At 42.0% G+C, this 7,441-nt stretch carries 8 protein-coding genes, 2 pseudogenes and 1 riboswitch; of the genes and pseudogenes, 7 read left to right on the top strand and 3 right to left on the bottom strand.

The features are described 5' to 3' along the window. Positions 1-3: 3 nt before the first annotated feature. Together ABPH35_RS09815 and ABPH35_RS09810 are read left to right on the top strand one after the other, a co-directional pair. Entirely contained in the window at positions 4-84 is an 81-nt protein-coding gene (locus tag ABPH35_RS09815) for an IS3 family transposase (RefSeq protein WP_349988131.1), read from the top strand. Between the two features lie 42 nt (positions 85-126). Beyond that, complete coding sequence (locus ABPH35_RS09810) at positions 127-918, top strand: cation transporter (RefSeq protein ID WP_368849782.1); 792 nt, start codon at positions 127-129, stop codon at positions 916-918. A 136-nt stretch (positions 919-1,054) separates the two neighbouring features. On the opposite strand, the gene ABPH35_RS09805 is transcribed toward ABPH35_RS09810, so the two are convergent. Then, complete coding sequence (locus ABPH35_RS09805) at positions 1,055-1,837, bottom strand: mechanosensitive ion channel family protein (protein ID WP_349989538.1); 783 nt, start codon at positions 1,835-1,837, stop codon at positions 1,055-1,057. Between the two features lie 121 nt (positions 1,838-1,958). Then, a complete protein-coding gene (locus ABPH35_RS09800; RefSeq protein WP_349989533.1) occupies positions 1,959-3,290 on the bottom strand; it encodes an alanine/glycine:cation symporter family protein in 1,332 nt (443 codons plus the stop codon). A 151-nt stretch (positions 3,291-3,441) separates the two neighbouring features. Next, positions 3,442-3,538: riboswitch (glycine riboswitch) on the bottom strand. Between the two features lie 311 nt (positions 3,539-3,849). Here ABPH35_RS09800 and ABPH35_RS09795 point away from each other — a divergent pair. From ABPH35_RS09795 to msrA, 5 genes and pseudogenes are all read left to right on the top strand, one after another. Beyond that, positions 3,850-4,332, top strand: coding sequence for a MarR family winged helix-turn-helix transcriptional regulator (locus ABPH35_RS09795; protein WP_349989534.1), 483 nt, complete (start codon positions 3,850-3,852; stop codon positions 4,330-4,332). A 6-nt stretch (positions 4,333-4,338) separates the two neighbouring features. After that, a complete protein-coding gene (locus tag ABPH35_RS09790; protein WP_349989535.1) occupies positions 4,339-4,698 on the top strand; it encodes a class Ib ribonucleoside-diphosphate reductase assembly flavoprotein NrdI in 360 nt (119 codons plus the stop codon). Between the two features lie 16 nt (positions 4,699-4,714). Beyond that, positions 4,715-5,497 carry an FAD-dependent oxidoreductase gene (locus ABPH35_RS09785; protein WP_349989536.1) on the top strand — a complete coding sequence of 261 codons (783 nt, stop codon included), beginning with the start codon at positions 4,715-4,717 and terminating at the stop codon, positions 5,495-5,497. Between the two features lie 75 nt (positions 5,498-5,572). After that, on the top strand, positions 5,573-6,010 hold the full coding sequence (gene msrB / locus ABPH35_RS09780; RefSeq protein ID WP_349989539.1) for a peptide-methionine (R)-S-oxide reductase MsrB: 438 nt from the start codon (positions 5,573-5,575) through the stop codon (positions 6,008-6,010). Between the two features lie 39 nt (positions 6,011-6,049). Then, positions 6,050-6,535: pseudogene (msrA, locus tag ABPH35_RS09775) on the top strand (peptide-methionine (S)-S-oxide reductase MsrA); the annotation flags it as partial. 212 nt (positions 6,536-6,747) lie between these two features. On the opposite strand, the pseudogene ABPH35_RS09770 reads toward msrA, so the two are convergent. Beyond that, a pseudogene (locus ABPH35_RS09770) lies at positions 6,748-7,386 on the bottom strand (transposase family protein); the annotation flags it as partial. Positions 7,387-7,441: the final 55 nt, after the last annotated feature.

Raw genomic sequence — 7,441 nt, 5'->3', positions numbered from 1 at the left:
TATATCCAGTTTTACAATACACAACGTTATCAAACAAAATTAAACAACCTGACTCCTTGGGAATTCAGGAATCAGGTTGCTTAGTATCTTTTATTATTTGACTGTCTACTTGACAGGGAGCCGTTCATACTGGACGGGTTTTTCTCATTTATCAGTTTTTTGTCAGCAATAATCGGTATTTACATCTCACGAATTAGCCACAAAAAGACCACACGCTATCCACATGGTCTTCATTTTTTAGAACCACTCTATGCCATTTTCAAGTCTATTCTGATTTTGCTATTGCTGTTACTGGCTTTTATCAATGCATCTGAGACTGCTCTGCATTATTTCATTGCAGGTGAGGGGGAGCCTCTCGTTGTAGGACCAATCCTACCCTATACCCTCTTTGTTGTCACCCTCTGCTTTGCCCTTAGCTTTTATAATCACCACCAAAATCGAAAAATCAATTTCCTAAGTACCATCTTAAAGGCCGAAACCAAGGGGAGTATGATTGACGGATTGCAATCATTAGGAGCAGGGCTTGCTTTTTGCCTTCTCTACTTTATTGATTTCAATGGCAAATTCGGCTTTTTACACTACACAGCTGATTTTTTTATCACGAGTATTTCTGTCATCTGTCTCTTACCAGAGCCTGTTAAAATGCTGCATGCTGCTTTTATCGAACTGTCACACGGTCTGGCAACTGACCAAGAAATTACTGAGCCTATTGATGATTTGATTTTGCAGCATTTCAAGCATGTCCTTCCTCACATCAATTATCAGATTATCAAAATTGGTATGGCTTTATCGGTTAAGATTTATGTGGAAGACCACAATGAAGAGCTTCTCTCAACCATGCTCGCGATTCACCCACATTTTTTAGAAGAATTACGAAATCTCTACCCAAATTCCAAAGCATCTATTATCTATACATAACAAAAGGCTCATCTTCGAGCCTTTTGTTATGTTTTCTAAGATTTCTCCTTGTAAAAGATGCTTGACATTATCGCCGCACCGCAAGCGGTACTGTGTATGAAAAACTCCCATTTTGGAAATACGTTTTTTTCTTTCTTTATGAATCTCTAAGATCAATCCCCTCAGCTAATAAGGCTTCATGGTATAGCATATAGAAATGCTGATAGATTTGACTTTGATGACTCTGGGTCACAAAGAATTGGACACGAAAAACGAATGAGCCATTGTCAAGCGTCTGAGGGCCAATCATTTTCGCACCCTTGATGGCAGATTGTTTCGCAAGCTCCTGTTGGTTTACTTGTTCAAATATCCGCCAAACCTTCGCCAAATCAGCCGTCAGACTTAGCGGAATATCTACTTGAACACGCATATCACCTCGTGATTGATTACTCACCACCAGAATATTACGGTTGGGAATAAAGTGAAGCGTTCCGTCCCCATCTCGAACCTGAGTTGTTCGAATGCCTACGCTGGCAACTGTTCCTTTTATTTTGATTGAACCATTGGTCAGACCAACGACATCACCAACATCAAACTGTCGTTCGAGTAGAATGAAGAAACCATTGACTAAGTCAGATAAAAAGCCCTGAGCCCCCATTCCAATGGCAACCCCTGCAATCCCAGCCCCTGCTAAGAGACTAGACACTGGAAGCCCCAAGATAGTCAGAACCGAGTATAGCAACAGAAAATACAATACGTAATTCAAAGAACTTTCTAACAAGCGAGCAATCGTCTTTTGCCGGCCAATATCTTGCGTCGAGACACGTATGGAAGACAAAAATAGCTTTCTGGCCGAAACCCTCACAATCTTTTTCAGAATGTAAAAGACAACAAATAGTAGAACAAGCGAAATCACCTTGCTCATCAATTCCATAAGCATGGCTTCGAAATCAAATTTGGCTAGGTATTTGGTTAAAAAATGCACGCGATTCTCCTTTTTCTCCTATTATACCACATTGCTTTCTTGCTTTACATCCTCTTGACCAACTCTGCTTATTTTGCTATTTTTCCTTAAAATACCGCTTGGTTTCATGGACAATAATCGGAGACAGGGCGAGTAAGGCAATCAAGTTAGGGAGTGCCATAAGCCCATTGACAATATCAGCGATGAGCCAAATCACTTCCAATTGGAGAAATCCGCCCAAGGCTACCATGGCAATAAAGATGATACGATAGAGCAAGATAAACCGTGTTCCAAAGAGAAATTCAAAACACCGTTCTCCATAATAACTCCACCCCAAAATGGTTGTAAAGGCAAAGAGAACCAAGCTAAAGGTTAGAGCAAGGGCTCCTGGAGCACCAAAAAAAGTTGCAAAAGCTGCCTGTGTCAAAGGGGCACCTTCCAGTCCATCTACTGTCCACTGCCCAGTCACTAAGATCGACAAGCCGGTCAAGCTACAAATAATAATGGTATCAATAAAAGTCCCAATCATCGAAATCAAGCCCTGTTCGACTGGCTGATTGGACTTGGCTGCTGCTGCTGCAATTGGGGCTGAACCAAGGCCTGATTCATTTGAAAAGACTCCTCGAGCAATCCCATTTTGGATTGCTGCACGCACGCTTGCTCCTGCAAAACCACCTAGAGCTGCACTAGGCGTAAAGGCACTCTTTACGACTAGGGAAAGAGCAGGCAATAGTTGATTAGCATTCACAGCTAATAGAGCCACTGTTGCCGCAATATATAAGAGGGCCATAAAAGGAACGACCTTAGTGGAGACATTAGAGATGGACTCAATCCCGCCAAAAATAATGACCGCTACAAGAAGCGCCAGAATGATACTCACAATCTGCGGAGAAAAAGCAAAACTATTTTCCAAAGAAGAGGTAATGGAATTGACCTGTGCAAAGGTCCCAGTACCAAGAAAGGCCACTAAAATGCCTGCAATCGCAAAGAAGATAGCTAAGGGTCTCCATTTTTCACCCATACCAAGGGTAATATAGTGCATTGGACCCCCAGCCACTTGACCATTAGCATCTTTTATCCTGTATTTAATCGCCAAAAAACCTTCTGCATACTTGGTTGCCATTCCAAAAAAGGCCGCAATCCACATCCAAAAGAGGGCACCTGGACCACCTGCCTTAATCGCAGTTGCTACTCCGACAATGTTTCCTGTTCCAACAGTCGCTGCAAGAGCCGTACAAAGGGCGGCAAAACTAGACACATCCCCCTGACCACTCCGATCATCTGCTACAACAAGCCCAAAAGCTCGTGGCAGTTTTCTGACCTGAAACAATTCCAATCGAAAGCTAAAATACACCCCTGTTCCCACCAAGAGCATGAGTAGGGGAGGTCCCCAAACCAAACTATTGACACGCTGCAAGATTTCTAACATCTCATCTCCTCCATATGCTAATCTATGACAAACAAAAGAGCCTGACCATGACTGTCAAACTCTGTTTCAACCATAATGAGAATGAGGCTGCGATTTTTTATATCATCAGTAGTCATTCTACCCACTAGCCTAGGGGAAGTTCACTTCCACATTCCTATGCTCTGTCCTTTTGCCTGAGAGTTTGAGTGATAGGCTGACACATCACCTTGCCCCTTCGGCGCCATTACGGTCTCTCCAGAGTTCCGTCTTTCTCACAGTTGGAGTAAATCCCTCCTATGAGACGTCAACCGGTATTTGTTTTGTAGTATCAATCTACTTTGGCTATTTTCTACAAAAATGAACCAGATACATGATTGATGTACTTATTAGTATAATGAAAAAATGAAAAAAATCAAGAATATTTTCTGAGAAATTTCATGAAATTGTATAAAATCTAGCGAACTATACTGAATCGCCAACAGTGCTATCGCTTCGAGCAAAATATTTGTCAGATTTATTTAATTTTGCTAAATTAGTTTCAAGCAATCGATTTGATAAAATTGATCTTAAGGAGCTTAAATTGAAACAGACACAACAAGTATTTGATGCTCAAATCGAAGAACAACCTCAAACCCTACTTTTAGAACACAACCTCTGCTTTTCTTTGTATGTTGCTTCGAGAGAGTTTATCAATCGCTATACACCTTTTTTAACTAATATCGGACTGACCTATACCCAGTATGTCGTCATGATGGTTCTTTGGGAAGAGCACAGCATCATCACTCGTGAGCTACGGGATAGGGTTTTCTTAGATAGTGGCACCCTAACACCTGTCCTAAAGAAATTAGAGGAAAAAGGATTTGTCACTAGGGAACGCTCGCAAGTAGATGCTCGGGACTTGAATGTCACCCTCACTCAAAAGGGGGCAGATCTAAAGCAAGCAGCCGTAGCTATCCAAACAGAGATTTCTAACAGTTTTAAAAGTAGTACGGACAACGACAGCCTTTTACAATTATTACAAGTCATGCTAGAGGCATTCAAACAAGAACGAAAGGAAAAATAAATAGAGATGATAAAAATCGTTTATGCAAGCCGTACAGGCCATGTTGAAAAAATTGTGAATCAGCTTCATCTGGCAGATGCCTTAAAAATCAAGACAGGCACTGAGAAAGTGGATGGAGACTACGTGATTTTCACCTATTCTACAGGAAAAGGGAAAACACCGAAGGTCGTTGAACAATTTTTAGCCAATAATCCAGGCGTCAAGGCCGTTGTTGGGAGTGGTTCAATGGCCAAACATGCTGAAACCTTTAACTTTGCAGCAGAAAACATTGCACAGACTTACCAAGTGCCTATTCTAGCCAAATTAGACGGAGTGGGTACTTCCCAAGAGATAGAAGATTTAGCTAAACTGTTAGAAAATATGTAATTAAACAGGTAAGAAAGTGACCTTATTTGAATATGCAAATCGTCCCTTGCTAGCCTATCCAGAAAATTATGTTAAGAAAATCGTAGATAAATTTGAAGTCCAAGGCGCTGTCTTTCACTTTGATCAAGCTGTTGCGCAAGTCGAAAAAGTGGACAATAGTTTCCGCGTAGTAACCACCGAAGGATTGACGGCTACTGGCGATTTCGTGCTAGACGCGACAGGGTGTGCTACCAATGTTGAAAACCTGGGCTTGGAAAATCTTGGTATCGAAGCTAGCCCGCGAGGAATCAAGGTTGATGCTCATATGCGCACCGCTATGCCAACTATCTACGCTTCAGGAGACGTTGTTGATAAGACGATTCCGAAATTGACTCCGACCGCTGAATTTGAATCTAATTATATCGGGCGTGATTTCTTATATCCCGACGGGCCAGCTATCTCCTATCCTGTTATCCCGAATCTGGTCTTTACCCTTCCGCGCATTGGTCAAGTTGGCGTCACTATTGACGAAGCAAAGGCTCGCCCTGACCAATACAAATTAGTCGAAATTCCATGGGGAGAGCAATACGACTGGGTCAAGAATCATGAACTAGATGCAGAACTAGCACTGATTTTTGACAAGGAGGATTACCTCGTGGGTGCTGCTATCTCCAGTCAAGTAGGCACTTGGTTGGATTGGTTGACACCCATTATTGAGAAAAAGATAACCGCACAGGATCTCAACAATATGGTGATGGCATTCCCAACACAAACCTATATTCTATGGTCAACGCTAACGTCGCTGTTAAGAGCAAAATAATCTAGAAACACACCTTTGATGACTTCGTTTCATCTAACGACAGCAGTCAAAAGATTTTATAAAGGAGAGACGTACATGGTACAAGAAAATAAAGAAGCGTTGCGCGATCGTATCGGTGACTTGGCTTATGAAGTGACACAAAACGCCGCTACTGAGCGTGCTTTCACTGGACAATACGATGAGTTTTTCGAAAAAGGGATTTATGTTGATATCGTGAGTGGAGAACCCTTGTTTTCGTCTACAGATAAATATGACTCAGGCTGCGGTTGGCCAGCCTTTACAAAACCGATTGAGCAACATCGAGTAACCAACCACGCGGATCACTCTTTTGGCATGCGACGTGTGGAGGTGCGTAGCAATGAGGCCGATTCGCACTTGGGTCATGTCTTTCCTGATGGTCCGATTGAGCAAGGCGGTCTGCGCTACTGTATCAATTCTGCTGCGCTCAGGTTTATCCCTTACGAGAACATGGAAAAAGAAGGCTACTCAGATTATCTGGCTGTAGTTGAATAAAGATACAACTATCTTAATTTAAGAATCGGAGGTAAGTATATGAAAACAATTTATCTAGCTGGCGGTTGCTTTTGGGGTGTCGAAGGCTACTTTGACTTGATTGACGGAGTGGTCAAGACCCGAGTAGGCTATGCCAACGGCCAATCTGAGGTGACCGCTTATGCCTTAATTGATGCGACAGATCATGCAGAAACTGTCGCGATTACCTATGACCCAGAACGTATCCCATTACGTGACCTGCTTCAGCACTATTTCCGCATTATCAATCCTTTCTCCATCAATCAACAAGGGAATGATATTGGCCGTCAGTACCGTACAGGGATTTATTATACCGATGAGAGTGACAAGGCAATTGCGCAAGAGATGTTGCAAGCTGTCAGTCAAGAACATGATGGACGTCCTCTAGCTGTTGAGCTCGAGCCCTTGCGCCATTTTCTAGATGCCGAAGACTATCACCAAAACTATCTAAAGAAAAATCCAAACGGCTATTGCCATGTTGATTTGACATTGGCTAGAGTGCCATTATAGAGGTAAAACAAAGACTGGTTTATTAGCTACTCAATCCATTCTAAGAAAGAACTTCAATCCTATCCCAAAAACCGTCTTCTTTGGCTCATTGTCAACTGTAGTGGGTAGATGAAAAACTAACATCTAGAGAGAACGACATTCGTTTTCTCTTTTTTGATGTTTAAGGCAATCAAAATGCGTTTTTTAAAATTTTCAAAGTGCCTAAAACCAAAGGCATTTCGTTCGATGACTTTGACCCGATTTCTGACCTGTCTAGGATAGCGTAGGAAGTGGTTTCGGATAGTTGCTTGTGTTCTTCCGTCGAGAATGGCGATGACATTTAGGGAGTTGAAATCTTGAGCGATAAAGCTCATTTTCCCCTTTTTGAAGGCATACTCATCCCAAGACATAACTTCTGGCAGTTTGTTCCAATCTGTTTCAAACTTGAAGTCATTTAGTTTTCTGAGGACTGATGATGTTGAAATAAATAGTCTATGTGCAATATGTGTCGTTGCTTGCTTCTCGATGAGTAGCTGGGCAATTTTCTGGTTGACAGCGCCAGAGATTTGGTGGTTTTTCTTGACAAGGTGCGTTTCTGCGACTGCCATTTTTCCACATTCTTTACACTTGAAGCGACGCTTTCTAAGGCGGATAAGGAGTGGATACCCAGCTGTTTCTAGGTAGGGGATTTTTGAGGCTTTCTGGAAGTCATATTTTGCCATTTGTCCCTTACATACTGGGCATTTAGGAGGCATGTAATCCAAGTGACCATGGAGTTCTAGGTGGGTTCCCCTATCATATTCCTCAGAGAAAACGATATTTTTGTCTTTTATTCCTAGAAAATTTGTGATACGATTTAGTTGTTTCATATGAGTCTTTCTAAAATGATAGTTTGGTTGCTTTTCATTATAGGTCATATGGGAC

This window comes from Streptococcus handemini (genome assembly GCF_040984445.1).
In the GTDB taxonomy this organism is placed as follows: Bacteria; Bacillota; Bacilli; order Lactobacillales; family Streptococcaceae; genus Streptococcus; species Streptococcus handemini.
This window is presented reverse-complemented; position numbering and strand designations above follow the sequence as displayed.